The following is a 12,634-nucleotide window of genomic DNA, read 5'->3' as shown; positions in this document are numbered from 1 at the left end:
TATGGTTCCCTCCCATAAAAAAAAACAAACATCCCCCACGTTCATTCCCCCCCTGCCCCCTCTGCCATCCCCCCATCCCCAGCCCCCCCCCACCCAACAAAAAAATACTCCCGCCCCTAAATATTCTTTTCTTGCAGCCCCCTCCCTCAAACCCCAGCAAGCTCTCAGCACCAGGAACTACCAGAGCTTCCCCCGTGATCCAGCACCAGCACCTCACCCAGCGCCTCATTCAAACCAGTGCATTCACCCTCCTAGCCGTCTGCGCATTTATTCCACACGCATTCGCTACGAGCGCCACGGAACATTCCAACCTAGCCGTAATGATCCGCCAGCTAAACGCGCTGGAAGCCACCGCCCAGCAAAGCGCTCAACTTGCTGTCGAACCGTCCAACAATCGCTTCTTCCTCGACTACCAGCGCTTAGCCTCAGACATCGAGCGCATCCGCCTGGGCCTCGAAAACTACCTAACTCCCAACCGCGCCCAGCCTCGCGATACGGTCGAAATCTCCGGCGGGTACACGCTGGAACGTGAGCCGACCCCATGAGCATGAGCCCCACACAATCCGCCGCCTTCCTGGCCGCTGGAGGCTTCCCTGCATCTGAAGGTTACCGACTGTTCGCCGGCATCGCGGTGACGGTGGCTTTTCTATGGGCGGCTTGGGCGATCTATAGCTGCTACCGGGGCTGGGCCACCGGCAATTTGGATCGTTCGATTGCGGCGACGTCGGTGATCCGCACCCTTTTGCTCTGCTTAATTCTGACTGCCTTTGTACTCAGTTGACCCTCTATGGAGACTCACTATGCATCAACACGCACGTATCTTTTTAGCCTTTGGAATGGGGGGCCTGATGTTCCCTCAGCTGTCTTTCGCCGCCCTCCCCCAACCCCAGGCCCCCAGTCGTGGCGAGGGCTCGAACATTCTTCAAACCATCCAGAACTGGGGGTTTGACGGGTTTATGTTGATCGGTCTGATTGTGCTGGGGGTGATGTTTCTTGGCGTGGCCTGGCATGCCTTCGGCGTGTACCACGAGATCCACGATGGTAAGAAGAAGTGGCGTGACCTGGGGGCAACCGCCACGGTGGGTGTGGGCATTTTGGGGGTTGGTATTTACCTCGTCACCAAAGCCACCGGCATTCTTTGAAGAGGGACTGCCATGGCTGATGTTCTTGATGACGGCACCTTGGGTTTTCTTCCCGTCCGCCTGAATTGCCAACCCGTGGTGATGGGTGGCCTGACCGCTGACGAGATGTGGAGCGCGGTTCTGCTCAGTGCCTTGGTCGGGTTTGTAGTGGGGATCCCCCTAGCCGTCCTGACTCAGGTTTGGGCGTTGATTCTGGGCGGGGCGCTGCTTGGTGCCGTGCTCGGCCTGACGGTTGCCAGTCGCGTGCTACGGCGTATGAAACGTGGGCGTCCCGATACCTGGCTCTACCGGCACCTGCAACTAACCGTCGTTCGCCGCTTCCCGACCTGGAACCCCGCAAAACTTATTACACGCACGGGTGCGTGGACCTGTCAGCGCACGGAGGGTGCATGAGTTATCGCAAAAAAGTGGATGCACAGCATGCTCATATCGGCAGCTTGCGTCTGGTCATTGGGTTACTGCTTTTCCTGTGCCTGTACATGGCCTACGGATGGCAGAGTGCGCCGTCTGAGCTGACGGTGCATGTGCCGCCGGATCTGCGCTCTGGCAGTACGCGCCACTGGTGGGATGTTCCACCGGAGTCGGTGTATGCCTTTGGCTTGTACATCTTTCAACAGATGAATCGCTGGCCAAGCAACGGCGAGGTCGACTACGAAGACAATATTGCACGCCTGGCGACCTATCTGACGCCGAGTTGTAAAACCTATCTGCAGAATGACTTCGAACTTCGCCGTAATACCGGGGAGCTGCGGCGCCGTGAGCGTGGGGTTTTCGAGATTCCAGGGCGAGGGATCAACGATCCCTCAACCGTGAACGTTGAGCAACGCAGCATCAATGACTGGACGGTGAACCTGGATATCACGGCTGACGAGCACTTGGGCGGTGAGCGAGTTAAGCGGGCGTTTGCGCGCTACCCCCTGCATATCGTCCGCTCCGACGTTGACCCGGAAACGAATCCGTTCGGTCTTGCCTGGAACTGTTACGCCGGCAACCCGCAACGTATCGAAGCCTCCGAAACGCCAACACCCGAGGGAGGTATTTGATGATGAGAGCCTTTGTGGCGGCAGTGCTGTCACTGACCTTGGTCGGGGTCGTGCAAGCCGTCGAAATTCAGCGATGGGAACGAATTCCATTGGCCTTGCCGTTGGTGGTGGGCCAGGAACGCATTGTGTTTGTCGATCAGAACGTGCGAGTGGGGCTGCCCAAACACCTGGTGGAGAAACTTCGCGTACAGAGCACGGGCGGAGCGCTCTATCTTCTGGCGAAAGAGCCCATTGAGCCTACCCGCCTGCAGCTGCAAAACGTGGCAACCGGCGAAATCATGCTGGTCGATATCGCCGCCAGCGAGGGTCAGCCAAACCAACCAGCCCTGGAACCGATCAAGATTGTGGCGGGGGAACATATGGCGGCTCGTTATGCCCAGAGCCAACCGCCACAGCCAGCCCCGGCCACGACTGACCACCCCAGCGACCCCGAACAACAGCCCGCCCGCCGGGAAACCCCAATCCCCGTGGTGATGACCCGCTATGCCGCGCAAATGCTCTACGCCCCGCTGCGAACGGTTGAGCCGATAGAGGGCATTACCCAACAGCAAGTGAATCGCCGCCTGGACCTTACAACGCTGTTACCCACGCAGCCCGTGACAGCCTCTGTACTCGGTGCCTGGCGCTTGGATGATTTTTGGGTCACGGCGGTAAAGCTGGAGAACACCAGCACTCAACACTTGATCCTGGACCCGAGGGAGCTCATGGGGGACTTCGTCAGCGTCACATTCCAGCATGGCTTTTTAGGTGCGAAAGGTGACGCATCCGATACCACTACGGCCTATCTGGTGACCCAAAAACGGGGGCTTGCGCAGTCGTTAGTCCCCGGAGCCATGGCGCAGATCGACCCCAAAGGTGGCCGCCGTGAACAGTAACCCTCTGCTCAAATACCTGGTTATCCCGTTCGCTATTGTGGCAATCATCGTCATGCTCAGGTTGTTCGGTTCGAGCGCACCTACGCCACAAGACCAACCGTCAGAAAGCCTGACGCTCACCGCAGACCAGGCAAAAGCCCTGGGCGTGGACGGTGATACGCCCAGCGACACACTACGCACTATCGTTGCCGAAAGCCGACAGTTGAAGGAGCAAGTCAGCAACGCCCTGAAGAACAACGATGAGTTGAAGCAGCAAAATGAAAAGCTGCAAAACCGGCTGCAAAACATCGACCAGAGTGTGACCACCAAGCTGGACAACGCCCAGGAAAGCCTGAGGCAACAAGCCCAACAGCAGAACCAGAGCATGCTGGACTCTCTGCAAAAACAGTTCGACGCCTTGAGCAGCAAAGAGCTGGGAACCGCCAATGGCGCAGACCTGCCTATTGGGTTTGGACTGCAACCCGGTGACGGCCAGGACTTTCAGAAGGCGCCTGAAACCGTCTGGATTGACCCGCAAGACGCCAGACCCGTAGATATCAACGGCAATCCGATCCCTGCCGGATCCAACCAAACAGCCACCCGGTTTAACTTTCCTAGCGCGTTTGGCGAAGCAGTGGAGCGCGGTCAGAACACGCTCAATACTGCGACTCAGAACACAGCCGCACAAATTTCTGCCCAGGAAGCCCGCAAACAGGTGCGCAAGGTCTACACCCTGCCCCAGAACTCTACGTTGATGGGCTCGGTGGCCATGTCCGCGCTGATTGGTCGGGTGCCGGTAGACGGCACGGTCAACGACCCCTACCCGTTCAAAGTGCTGATTGGCCCTGACAACCTGACCGCCAATGGCATTGATCTGCCCGACGTGGTGGGTGCCGTGGCCAGTGGCAGCGCCTCGGGCGACTGGACGCTGTCTTGCGTACGCGGCCAGATTCGCAGCCTGACTTTCGTGTTCAACGACGGAACGGTGCGCACGCTGCCGGCGCCCGCAGAGGAAGTGACGGCCAATCAAGGCAGCAACTCTGGCAACCCACAAAGCATCCAGGGTGGCTTGGGCTGGATCAGCGATGCCTATGGCATTCCGTGTATCAGCGGGGAGCGCAAAAGCAATGCCACGCAGTACATCGGCTCCCAATCGTTGATCACCGCCGCAGGTGCTGCTGCCGCCTCGCTGATCAAAACCGAAAACAATAACAACACCTTCGTCGCCACACCGAGCGGCACCATCGGCAGCGTGGGCATCTCTGGAAGCGAGGCCATGGGCAAGGTCATTGGCCAGGGCGTCAGCGACATCTCCAGTTGGGTGAACAAGCTCTATGGCCAAGCTTTTGCCGCCATCTACGTACAGCCCGGGGCCAAGGTGGCGATCCATCTCGACCAGCAATTAACCATCGACTACGAACTCAAAGGCCGCAAGGTCGATTACCGCTCTGGAGCCAGCCATGTCTCTACGCACCTTGATTAACCGCTACCTCAGGCTCTGCCTGGGGCTGTCGGTCACCCTTCTCGTCTCTGGCTGTTCTACCAGTAAAGAGGCCCTGCTGCCCCACGGCGACCACACCATGCTGGATGTGTGGGAGCAAGGCACCACAGGCGCGACGGCAAGCTCCAGCAATCGTCTGCTGCTCGATGCCCGTCAGGCATTGCACAGGCCGTTCGATTCAGGCCGCTCGGCGCATGACAATCGCGCCTACACGCGCACTGCACAGAACGAGATCTACAGCCAGTTCAAGCGCCTGCCAAACCCTGACCTGGTGATGTACGTCTTTCCCCACTTGGCGGGGTCCGACCCGGCGCCCATCCCCGGCTACAGCACGGTGTTCCCGTTTTACCAACGGGTTCAATACGCCATGCCGGGTGAACGCACGGAGGACTACTGATGGGCTTTTTTGAGCGTTACACATCACGAAACGATGCCCCGCCACAGGATGAACCGCCGCAACAGGCTGACGCCTCAGCGCGCTACGTCGAGCGCCTCGCAGCTCAAGGCATCCCGGCACCGGATGATTGGCGCAACCCCAAGCGCAAACCCGCCACCCACGCCGATGTCGACCGGCTGTACAGCATGAATCCCTCGTTCGTTGACCTGCTGCCCTGGGTCGACTATTTGCCCGATGAGCAGGTCATGCTGCTGGAGGACGGCGTTTCCCGCGCAGCATTTTTTGAACTGGTCCCGATTGGCACCGAAGGCCGTGACCCTGGGTGGCTGCGCAAGGCACGGGATGCCCTGGAAAATGCCCTGCAAGACTCCTTTGACGAGCTGGAAAGCTCGCCATGGGTCGTGCAACTGTATGCCCAGGATGAAACCAGTTGGGACGGCTATCTGCAGCAGCTCCACGACTACATCCAGCCCCGGGCGAAGGGCACGGCATTTACCGAGCTGTATTTGAAACTGTTCAAGCAGCACCTGGAAGCCATTGCTAAGCCCGGTGGGTTGTTCGATGACACCAAAGTCAGTCAGTTGCCCTGGAGAGGCCAACAACGACGCGTACGGCTAGTGGTTTACCGGCGCATCAAAGGGCGTGACACAGACGTACGTGGCCAGGGACCGGGGCCGTATCTCAAAGTGATTTGTGATCGACTGCTCGGCGGCCTCGCCAACGCCGGGATCAAAGCGCTGCGAATGGACGGGCATGCCATCCGCCATTGGTTGGTTCATTGGTTCAACCCGCAGCCTGATCATCTGGGGCCGACAGATACGGATATCCGGCGCTTCTACGAACAGGTTTGCGCCCACACTGCCGCCGGCGAAGACGATGAGCTGCCGCTGGCCAGCGGCACCGACTTCGCGCAAAACCTCTGCTACCGCGAGCCCCTTTCCAATGCCGAGAAGGGGTTGTGGTATCTCGACGGCCTACCCCACCGGGTGGTCATGCTTGATCGTCTGCGGGAGCCCCCCAAGACCGGGCATATCACCGGCGAAACCCGTAAAGGTGGGGACGCGCTTAACGCGCTGTTCGACAAAATGCCGGAAGACACCATCCTTTGCATCACCCTGGTGATCATTCCTCAGGACAAGCTGGAGGGGCACCTGGAGCAGTTGTCGCGCAAAGCCGTCGGCGACACTCAAGCCTCAATCCTCACCCGGGAAGACGTCCACACCGCTCGCAAGATCCTCGGCCGCAAGCACAAGCTCTATCGAGGCAGTGTGGCGTTTTATCTACGGGGCAAAGACCACGAGCAACTGCACGAACGGAGCCTGCAGCTCAGTAATGCGTTGCTTGGCGCGGGTATGGAGCCTGTGGAGCCGCGCGACGAGGTCGCACCGCTGAACACCTATCTGCGCTGGCTTCCAGGCAACTTCGATCCGAACCAACGGCGCGCTTTGGATTGGTACGTGCATCTGATGTTTGCCCAGCACATCGCCAATCTGGCGCCCGTCTGGGGGCGGTCAACCGGAACCGGGCATCCTGGGCTCACCCTGTTCAATCGCGGTGGTGCACCTTTAACCGTGGATCCACTGAACAAGCTGGATAGGCAGATGAATGCACATCTGTTCGTATTCGGCCCGACCGGTGCGGGCAAGTCCGCGACACTCAACAATCTGGTCAATCAGTTGATCGCTGTGTACCGGCCGCGGCTGTTCATCGTCGAGGCCGGCAATAGCTTCGGATTAACCGGCGATTTTGCCCAGCGGCTGGGCTTGAGTGTTAACCGGATCAAGCTCTCCCCTGGCTCTGGCGTGAGCCTGGCGCCATTTGCTGATGCGGCACGCCTGGTGGAAACACCCGAACAGGTAAAAATCCTCGATGCTGAAGACCTGGAGTCCTCCGATGCCCATCTCAACAGCCAGGAAGACGACCAACGCGACATTCTTGGCGAACTGGAGATCGTCGCCCGCCTGATGATCACCGGCGGCGAGGAGAAAGAAGACGTCCGCCTCACCCGCGCCGACCGCAGTGCTATTCGCCATTGCATCCTGGAGGCCGCAAAGGTCTGTGTTGCAGAGCGTCGAACCGTACTGACCGAAGACATCCGCAATGCCCTGCACGCTGCCGGCATGCGCGATGGAATGCCCGAGCCACGGCGCAACCGAATGTTGGAAATGGCCGAGGCCATGGATATGTTTTGCATGGGTGCCGACGGCGAGATGTTCAACCGTGAAGGCACCCCATGGCCTGAAGCCGACCTGACCATCGTCGACCTGGCCACCTATGCCCGAGAGGGCTACAACGCGCAGTTATCGATCGCTTACATCTCCCTGCTCAACACCGTGAACAACATCGCCGAACGGGATCAGTTCAAGGGGCGCCCCATCGTCAAACTGACGGACGAAGGGCACATCATCACCAGAAACCCGCTGCTTTCCCCCTATGCCGTAAAGATCACCAAAATGTGGCGAAAACTGGGCGCCTGGTTCTGGCTGGCCACGCAAAACGTAGACGACCTGCCCCCGGCAGCGGCGCCCATGTTGAACATGATTGAGTGGTGGATCTGCCTGAACATGCCACCGGACGAGGTGGAAAAGATCGCCAAATTCCGAGAACTGACGCCCTCACAGAAAGCCCTGATGCTGTCTGCCCGCAAGGAAAGCGGCAAATACACCGAAGGCGTGATCCTGTCGAAAAGCATGGAAGTGTTGTTTCGCGCAGTGCCACCCAGCCTGTATTTGGCGTTGGCCATGACCGAACCTGAAGAGAAAAAACAGCGCTACGACGTGATGCAGGCCAACGGCGGCAGCGAGCTGGATGCTGCGATTCAAATTGCTGCGGACCTTGATCGGTTGCGGGGGATTGAGCCTCACGTCATCACCTTTCCCGAGCCCCACATGATTATCGAGACCTCTGTATGAGAACACTGAACACCCTGACCCAGAACCTGATTGAAAACCTGATTCAGTTGCTTGAGCAGCCTGGGGAGGAAGCGTTGCAGACGCTGGTGGTTTGTGCGCCGATGTTGGTGGAGCAACTGCAGCAGGTTTTGCTGAGGGCTGCTGATCGACGGGATGTGGAAGCACAACTGCGTGGGGTTCTGGGTGATTGGCTTCGGCAGCATCCTCAGGAGAGAGAGGCGGAACATGCCCTGATTGAAGCGATGGAGAGGCAATCACTCATCACTCCAGCCCTCAGAGGTCATAAAACCGATAAGCCGGAAAATGGCTGAGCAGGCCAGCATCTAAAGACACAAAGCACCAGTATCAAAACTTAGCTACGAAGTCGTGAGGTAGAGCCGCAGAACTCCCCGCGTCTCCTCCACAACACCTCGAAGGATAAAACAATAATTTCACTCGACTCTTGAAGTGCCACTAGAACGATATCACATGAGGTTATACCGCTGGCGATAAGGAATTCATCCAGGATTGCCCGGACTCAAGGAAGCAACGATTATGGCAAAGCCAACCACAATTGGTGAGATCAACGATAAGTAGTAACCGAACGGGGATCACAGTTTGTGCAACGGTACCCAGTTATGCGACAACAACTCGGCGATCTTACTTGCACGCTGCGTTGGCAGTCGTGCCAGAACGTCTTTCAAGTAAGCATATGGGTCATGCCCATTGAGTTTGGCCGACTGGATAAGGCTCATCAGCGCCGACGCGCGTTTGCCGCTGCGCAGCGATCCTGCGAAGAGCCAATTCTGTGTCCAAGAGCCCATGGCCGGATCTGCTGCTCGATGTGGTTGTTATCAATAGGCACCGCGCCGTCATCCAGATAACGTGACAATGCCGGCCAGCGTTTCAGGCTGTAATCCAAAGCCTTGGCGATGGCCACGCCATCGTGCACCAGCTCGCGCTGGGCGATCATCCAGGCGTGCAGCCTATCCATCACGGGGACGGCTTTTTCTTGCCGTATTCGTCGCCGTAGATCTGGCTCCAGGTCGCGGATCTCACTTTCGATTTCGTATAGCAGCTGGATAGAACGCAGTGCCTGCTCGGCGAGCGTGCTCTTGTTAGTGGCGTGCAGATCGAAGAACTTGCGCCGGGCATGGGCCATGCAACCGATTTCCGTGACGCCCAATGCGAAACTGGCCTTGTAGCCACCAAAATCGTCGCACACCAGTTTGCCTTTCCAGTCTTGCAGGAAGTTGCGCGCATGCTCGCCCGAGCGGCTGGGGCTGAAGTCGTACACCACTGCGCTGATATCGGCTGATGCGGTAGTCGCGTAGGCCCAGACGTAGCCACGATGGGTTTTATTCGCACCAGGCATGAGCACCTGTACCGGTGTTTCATCGGCGTGCACCACGTCGTGGGTGAACACCACTTCGCGCAGGGCATCAACCAGCGGTTGCAACTGCACAGCGCAGGCGCCAACCCACTGGGCCAAGGTCGAGCGCGGGATGGCAAAGCCAGCCCGGCCAAAGATCTTTTCCTGGCGATACAGCGGCAAATGATCACCGTATTTGGCAACCATCACTTGAGCCAGCAGCCCGGCGGTGGGGATGCCTTTGTCGATGATCTGCGCGGGGACGGGTGCCTGGATCAGCGTTTCGCAGTCATCACAGATCCATTTGCCACGGACATGGCGCTCGACGGTAAATACGCCAGGCGTGTAGTCCAGTTTCTCGCTGACGTCCTCACCAATGCGCTTGAGCGCGCAGCCACATGGGCAGTGAGTGTTGTCTGATTCGTGATGGATCAACGTGCGTGGAAACTCTGCCGGCAATGCCGCGCGTTTAGGCTTTTGCTTTTTCTCAGGCTGAGTTGGAGCCGCTTGCAAGGCTTGAAGCTCAGCCTCAATCGCGGCGATATCGGTATCGATCAAGTCATCGAGCAGGCTGGCCTGCTCTGGATTCAGCTGCTCGCTGCGCTTGGCAAACTTGAAACGCTTGAGCTGCGCGATTTCGTGGGTCAGCTTCTCGATAACCGTTTGGTCGCGGTTGATCTTCTTGCCCATGGTCTCGACTTGCGACAGCAACTGCGTCGCGAGGGCGCGCAGTTGGTCGGAGGACATTTGGTCGAGATCGGGAGAAAAAGTCATGCCTTGGATTTTACCAAAGCAGGTCGCTTGCAGAAGTAGGCCAAGGCGCCAATTTCAGCTTTTTTAAAGCAGTGTGATCGCACCGCCACTGCCCATGCGTTGCCAGGGTAAACCCAACACCAAGGCCTGAAGTTGCTCGGTATTCAACTCGAGTTCAAGGCCTTGGCGAATGCCTGGCCAGTGGAACTTGCCTTGGTTCAATCGGCGAGCCGCCAGCCAGATGCCAAGCCCATCATGCACCAGCACTTTCATGCGGTTGCCTCGACGATTGGCAAAGAGATAAGCGCAGTGCGGCTTCGCCGCACCGAACACCGCGATCACCCTGGCCAGCGCAGTCTCGGTGCCGGCACGCATGTCCATGGGTTCGGTGGCGAGCCAGATGGAGTCTATGCGGATCATCGAGTGAGCCCACGGATGAATCGGGCGCACCCTTCGGGATTTGAGGATGGCCACTTTACTGTGAGCGTCTGCTGGCCAAAAGGGACTTCGATGATGACAGACATTTGCTGATCGGGTTGGATGCCGGGCTCCAGCTTCAACGGAACGAAAGCGGGTAAAGCCGGTACCTGATGATCTCGATAAACAGGTATCCATTTGCGAACCAGATTGGCGTTGATGCCGTGCCGCAAGGCTACGCTGGCGATCGAAATGCCAGGCTGTAGACATTCCTGAACGACCTGGGTTTTAAAAGATTTGGAATAAGAGCTTCGTTGGCGCATTGCGATCCTGACGATAAGGACGATGGTGTCCACGTATTTTTAAGTGGAGAACATCGCCTTTATGGCTGGGATCAGGTAGGCGACCTCACCGGCCGGTTACGTCCAGCCAAACCGGTACCCCCGTCATGTTAGATCGCCATGTTCATGAGTCTACCGGTTTGTTTGCTCGCCCACGCTGCAAATATGGCGCTTGTTTGGTAACGCTTCATGCTGTGCTAGAAGCCTCGGCTTGGATTGACGTTTACCACCAATGCCCGGGGATACTCCACCGAAAACCAATCAGCAACCATCCATGCTTACGCCATGAGCCATGGCATGAAAATCGTCACAACTTACCAAGACACTGGCAAAAGTGGCCTAGATATTGGCGACCGTGATGCTCTGCGCAGATTGCTTGACGACGTCCAGGCCGGACACGCCCAGTAACACTTGACTCTTTTATATGACGTCAGGAGTTGGGGACGCTTTCAGAACATGGACGAAAGCGCCCACTATGAATACCTTTGCACTAGCTCCAGCATCAACGTGGTGAGATGAACGAATTCAGCGGCATAAGGCCGGTGAATTCATTCACTAGGATGGTCTTTTCCTTAATTATTGGCTGAAGTAAACCTTAATTAATGGTAATGCGACAGCAGTAATTATCAGCATAATGGCTGGCGCCCAGAGGGGGATCGGTATCAGCCCCTTGAAAGACAGCCAGCATCCTACCAGCAGCGTCATTAGAGCCCACGAATAGATCATCAGAAATCTGGGAGAAGTCAGCTCGCTAGTGCTGGGCATCGCCAACGAAAGCAAAAAGCCGACAATCGACATTGCCGGAATAATGTAAATAGACATAGAACGAGCCAGCATCCTTAAGTTCCAGACTGACTGTCTGAACTCTTCGAGTCGTCGGAAGATCCGCTGAAATAATCGTAACCGTAGGCTCCTGCGAATCCACCCGTAACAGCACCTAAGGTAGCGCCAACAGCTATACCAATCGGACCCGCCACGGCCCCCACGGTACCGCCTACCCTGCCACCGAGCTGAGCGCCTGCCCATCCACCGGCACTCCCTCCAACGGCGAGACCTGCCAGGCCACCGTTCACGCCCGAATCACCACGATCCGCACCTGCAACTGCATCCATTTCCTGCTCTGTAAGAACTCTCATGACCACTCCAGATTAATAATATAATTTGCTAAGATAGTTTAGTAGTACTTTCTCTTCCTGCAATCCTACATCTGTAGGGGAGGGCGATACGCGCTCATAGCCTCAGGCTGAGGCAATACCAAGTTTTACAAGAAGTGCTAGACGGCTATCAACTTCCATTTTCTTGAAAACCGAACTCAAATGATCCCTAACGGTATATTCGCTAATGCTTACTCGTTGAGCAATTTGCTTATTACTCATACCCTCCGCCAACAAACTAACCATCAGTGCTTCGCGGTTAGTCAATTTGCTTCTCCACTCAGTCTGTTTGAATGCCGACATTGCATTCCCCCTTGCCAATACTGATCCGTTCGGATTGAAAAACCCTGTTCTTGCGTGAGAGCCACTTAGCTGATCCCAATCCCCAGGGTGCTGCTGCTAACATTTTCCGGGCAGCCACGCTCCCGTAGCCCGGCTTGCAACAGAAGTCGAGAATCCAGATATCTCCCTTTTCATTCCATTCCGAAGGGTGCAGAGTGAAGGCCGGATCATATAACAATCTTTCTTGCGTATCGACGGCCAGTGTGGCCCAAGTCATGTAAGCTAGAGGTAAACCACTATTGCTGTATAAGAAATAAATCTGCCCATGCTGGATAGCAAACTCAGTCCATTTTTGCAAGCACGCTACAGAATAAGTGCTGTAATTTTTATTGTATAACATGCATCTAACAGCCATGCCCAGCTTTTCGTACGGCTCATATGTGCGTTCTGGGTTTTGGTGATGTTTTACATAGACATTCATGCAATA

At 56.9% G+C, this 12,634-nt stretch carries 16 protein-coding genes and 1 pseudogene; 11 read left to right on the top strand and 6 right to left on the bottom strand.

Going from position 1 to position 12,634, the window contains the following annotated elements:
- Window positions 1-227 precede the first annotated feature (227 nt).
- The 10 genes from BLL38_RS07365 to BLL38_RS07320 are packed head-to-tail and all read left to right on the top strand — an operon-like array spanning window position 228 to window position 8,160.
- Window positions 228-545, top strand: a complete 318-nt coding sequence (locus tag BLL38_RS07365) for an integrative conjugative element protein, RAQPRD family (protein ID WP_242627607.1) — start codon at window positions 228-230, stop codon at window positions 543-545.
- Window positions 542-781, top strand: a complete 240-nt coding sequence (locus tag BLL38_RS07360; RefSeq protein ID WP_076961945.1) for a TIGR03758 family integrating conjugative element protein — start codon at window positions 542-544, stop codon at window positions 779-781. Before BLL38_RS07365 ends, BLL38_RS07360 begins: the two co-directional genes overlap by 4 nt.
- A gap of 55 nt (window positions 782-836) precedes the next feature.
- Complete coding sequence (locus tag BLL38_RS07355; RefSeq protein WP_415640220.1) at window positions 837-1,142, top strand: TIGR03745 family integrating conjugative element membrane protein; 306 nt, start codon at window positions 837-839, stop codon at window positions 1,140-1,142.
- A gap of 12 nt (window positions 1,143-1,154) precedes the next feature.
- A complete protein-coding gene (locus BLL38_RS07350; RefSeq protein ID WP_076961943.1) occupies window positions 1,155-1,535 on the top strand; it encodes a TIGR03750 family conjugal transfer protein in 381 nt (126 codons plus the stop codon).
- Window positions 1,532-2,185, top strand: a complete 654-nt coding sequence (locus BLL38_RS07345) for a PFL_4703 family integrating conjugative element protein (RefSeq protein ID WP_076961942.1) — start codon at window positions 1,532-1,534, stop codon at window positions 2,183-2,185. Before BLL38_RS07350 ends, BLL38_RS07345 begins: the two co-directional genes overlap by 4 nt.
- Window positions 2,185-3,060 carry a TIGR03749 family integrating conjugative element protein gene (locus tag BLL38_RS07340; protein ID WP_139340778.1) on the top strand — a complete coding sequence of 292 codons (876 nt, stop codon included), beginning with the start codon at window positions 2,185-2,187 and terminating at the stop codon, window positions 3,058-3,060. The genes BLL38_RS07345 and BLL38_RS07340 overlap by 1 nt, the downstream gene beginning before the upstream one ends.
- A complete protein-coding gene (locus BLL38_RS07335) occupies window positions 3,050-4,522 on the top strand; it encodes a TIGR03752 family integrating conjugative element protein (RefSeq protein ID WP_090413080.1) in 1,473 nt (490 codons plus the stop codon). The genes BLL38_RS07340 and BLL38_RS07335 overlap by 11 nt, the downstream gene beginning before the upstream one ends.
- Window positions 4,500-4,937, top strand: a complete 438-nt coding sequence (locus BLL38_RS07330) for a TIGR03751 family conjugal transfer lipoprotein (protein ID WP_076961940.1) — start codon at window positions 4,500-4,502, stop codon at window positions 4,935-4,937. Before BLL38_RS07335 ends, BLL38_RS07330 begins: the two co-directional genes overlap by 23 nt.
- A complete protein-coding gene (locus BLL38_RS07325) occupies window positions 4,937-7,849 on the top strand; it encodes a conjugative transfer ATPase (RefSeq protein WP_076961939.1) in 2,913 nt (970 codons plus the stop codon). Before BLL38_RS07330 ends, BLL38_RS07325 begins: the two co-directional genes overlap by 1 nt.
- Entirely contained in the window at window positions 7,846-8,160 is a 315-nt protein-coding gene (locus BLL38_RS07320) for a hypothetical protein (RefSeq protein WP_076961938.1), read from the top strand. The genes BLL38_RS07325 and BLL38_RS07320 overlap by 4 nt, the downstream gene beginning before the upstream one ends.
- A 279-nt stretch (window positions 8,161-8,439) precedes the next feature.
- Here the strand turns inward: BLL38_RS07320 and tnpC are convergent.
- From tnpC to tnpA, 3 genes and pseudogenes are all read right to left on the bottom strand, one after another.
- Window positions 8,440-9,974: pseudogene (tnpC, locus tag BLL38_RS07315) on the bottom strand (IS66 family transposase).
- Window positions 9,975-10,037: 63 nt separating this feature from the next.
- Window positions 10,038-10,373, bottom strand: coding sequence for an IS66 family insertion sequence element accessory protein TnpB (tnpB, locus tag BLL38_RS31385; protein WP_076961937.1), 336 nt, complete (start codon window positions 10,371-10,373; stop codon window positions 10,038-10,040).
- Window positions 10,370-10,693 carry an IS66-like element accessory protein TnpA gene (gene tnpA, locus BLL38_RS07305; RefSeq protein ID WP_076961959.1) on the bottom strand — a complete coding sequence of 108 codons (324 nt, stop codon included), beginning with the start codon at window positions 10,691-10,693 and terminating at the stop codon, window positions 10,370-10,372. The genes tnpB and tnpA overlap by 4 nt, the downstream gene beginning before the upstream one ends.
- 234 nt (window positions 10,694-10,927) lie before the next feature.
- Between tnpA and BLL38_RS31655 the strand changes: the two genes are divergently transcribed.
- Window positions 10,928-11,119 carry a recombinase family protein gene (locus BLL38_RS31655; protein WP_262383165.1) on the top strand — a complete coding sequence of 64 codons (192 nt, stop codon included), beginning with the start codon at window positions 10,928-10,930 and terminating at the stop codon, window positions 11,117-11,119.
- Between the two features lie 168 nt (window positions 11,120-11,287).
- Here BLL38_RS31655 and BLL38_RS07295 read toward each other — a convergent pair whose 3' ends face one another.
- From BLL38_RS07295 to BLL38_RS07280, 3 genes are all read right to left on the bottom strand, one after another.
- Window positions 11,288-11,548 (bottom strand): hypothetical protein, encoded by a 261-nt coding sequence (locus BLL38_RS07295; RefSeq protein ID WP_076961936.1) that lies wholly within the window; start codon window positions 11,546-11,548, stop codon window positions 11,288-11,290.
- Window positions 11,549-11,949: 401 nt separating this feature from the next.
- Window positions 11,950-12,132 (bottom strand): helix-turn-helix domain-containing protein, encoded by a 183-nt coding sequence (locus BLL38_RS07285; protein WP_159439772.1) that lies wholly within the window; start codon window positions 12,130-12,132, stop codon window positions 11,950-11,952.
- Window positions 12,133-12,145: 13 nt separating this feature from the next.
- Window positions 12,146-12,628 (bottom strand): toxin-activating lysine-acyltransferase, encoded by a 483-nt coding sequence (locus tag BLL38_RS07280; protein WP_076961933.1) that lies wholly within the window; start codon window positions 12,626-12,628, stop codon window positions 12,146-12,148.
- Window positions 12,629-12,634: the final 6 nt, after the last annotated feature.

This window comes from Pseudomonas gessardii, assembly GCF_001983165.1.
Classification (GTDB): Bacteria; Pseudomonadota; Gammaproteobacteria; order Pseudomonadales; family Pseudomonadaceae; genus Aquipseudomonas; species Aquipseudomonas gessardii.
The sequence above is the reverse complement of the archived record's forward strand: the minus strand, read 5'-3'. Positions and strand labels throughout refer to the sequence as shown.

Bases quoted from the DNA above. Each gene is read 5' to 3' on its own strand.
- BLL38_RS07325 (WP_076961939.1), top strand. From the start codon at position 4,937: ATGGGCTTTTTTGAGCGTTACACATCACGAAACGATGCCCCGCCACAG.
- BLL38_RS07340 (WP_139340778.1), top strand. From the start codon at position 2,185: ATGATGAGAGCCTTTGTGGCGGCAGTGCTGTCACTGACCTTGGTCGGG.
- BLL38_RS07360 (WP_076961945.1), top strand. From the start codon at position 542: ATGAGCATGAGCCCCACACAATCCGCCGCCTTCCTGGCCGCTGGAGGC.
- BLL38_RS07320 (WP_076961938.1), top strand. From the start codon at position 7,846: ATGAGAACACTGAACACCCTGACCCAGAACCTGATTGAAAACCTGATT.
- BLL38_RS07355 (WP_415640220.1), top strand. From the start codon at position 837: ATGGGGGGCCTGATGTTCCCTCAGCTGTCTTTCGCCGCCCTCCCCCAA.
- tnpA (WP_076961959.1), bottom strand. From the start codon at position 10,693: ATGCGCCAACGAAGCTCTTATTCCAAATCTTTTAAAACCCAGGTCGTT.
- BLL38_RS07330 (WP_076961940.1), top strand. From the start codon at position 4,500: ATGTCTCTACGCACCTTGATTAACCGCTACCTCAGGCTCTGCCTGGGG.
- tnpB (WP_076961937.1), bottom strand. From the start codon at position 10,373: ATGATCCGCATAGACTCCATCTGGCTCGCCACCGAACCCATGGACATG.
- BLL38_RS07295 (WP_076961936.1), bottom strand. From the start codon at position 11,548: ATGCTGGCTCGTTCTATGTCTATTTACATTATTCCGGCAATGTCGATT.
- BLL38_RS07345 (WP_076961942.1), top strand. From the start codon at position 1,532: ATGAGTTATCGCAAAAAAGTGGATGCACAGCATGCTCATATCGGCAGC.
- BLL38_RS07350 (WP_076961943.1), top strand. From the start codon at position 1,155: ATGGCTGATGTTCTTGATGACGGCACCTTGGGTTTTCTTCCCGTCCGC.
- BLL38_RS07280 (WP_076961933.1), bottom strand. From the start codon at position 12,628: ATGAATGTCTATGTAAAACATCACCAAAACCCAGAACGCACATATGAG.